Origin of the sequence: Pseudomonas sp. NMI760_13 (assembly GCF_021283245.1) — a bacterium.
GTDB lineage: Bacteria > Pseudomonadota > Gammaproteobacteria > Pseudomonadales > Pseudomonadaceae > Aquipseudomonas > Aquipseudomonas peradeniyensis.
The window spans coordinates 1-1,033 of record NZ_JAJSRC010000089.1; the positions used below are offsets into that span (position 1 = coordinate 1).

Here is a 1,033-nt window from a genome sequence, read left to right on the forward strand (position 1 = left end):
TGTCATTTTCAGAAGACGACTGCACCAGTTGATTGGGCGTAATGGCTGTTGTGCAGCCAGCTCCTGACAGTTCAATATCAGAAGTGATCTGCACCAATCTCGACTATGCTCAATACTCGTGTGCACCAAAGCGAGGTGAGCATGGCGACGGAGGCTCTGTTGCAAAGATTGGCGGCAGTCAGAGGTAGGCTGTCGCTCTGCGCCGATCAGGCGGCTGCTGCGAAATGGTGGTTGAGCATGCCCATGGCCTCCGTCAGCGCCGAGGGCCCAATGCCAAAAGCTCTCTCCACAAGGCGCACCTCGCCCCTGATGCCGGGCTGCAGGCACCAGGGGCGAGCCTGTCCTTTGCGCAGGGCTCGCATGACTTCGAATCCCTTGATCGTGGCATAGGCCGTGGGGATCGATTTGAAACCGCGCACCGGCTTGATCAGTATCTTGAGCTTTCCGTGATCGGCCTCGATCACGTTATTGAGATACTTCACCTGCCGGTGGGCCGTCTCCCGGTCCAGCTTTCCTTCGCGCTTCAATTCGGTGATCGCTGCACCATAGCTCGGCGCTTTGTCGGTATTGAGCGTGGCAGGCTTTTCCCAGTGCTTCAGGCCTCGCAGGGCCTTGCCCAGGAACCGCTTCGCTGCCTTGGCGCTGCGGGTCGGCGACAGGTAGAAATCGATCGTGTCGCCCCGCTTGTCGACTGCCCGGTACAGGTAGGTCCACTTGCCCCGCACCTTGACGTAGGTTTCATCCAGGCGCCAGCTCGGATCAAAGCCACGCCGCCAGAACCAGCGCAGCCGCTTCTCCATCTCCGGGGCGTAGCACTGGACCCAGCGATAGATCGTCGTATGGTCGACCGAAATGCCGCGTTCCGCCAGCATTTCCTCAAGGTCGCGATAGCTGATCGGATAGCGACAATACCAGCGCACCGCCCACAGGATCACATCACCCTGGAAATGGCGCCACTTGAAATCCGTCATCGTTCCGTCCGTCCAATCTCCGCCAAGCATGCTCAAGCTTCACGATTTTTGCAACAGAGCCC

Annotated in this window: 1 protein-coding gene; it reads right to left on the reverse strand. The window is 59.1% G+C overall.

Annotated features, from left to right (window positions below; genetic code table 11):
- Positions 1-206 precede the first annotated feature (206 nt).
- Positions 207-971: an IS6-like element IS6100 family transposase gene (locus tag LU671_RS29290; RefSeq protein WP_001389365.1), complete on the reverse strand. Its 765-nt coding sequence runs from the start codon at positions 969-971 to the stop codon at positions 207-209.
- Positions 972-1,033 lie beyond the last annotated feature (62 nt).

Excerpts from the sequence above, each read along its gene's own strand:
- LU671_RS29290 (WP_001389365.1), bottom strand. The coding sequence starts at position 971 with ATGACGGATTTCAAGTGGCGCCATTTCCAGGGTGATGTGATCCTGTGG.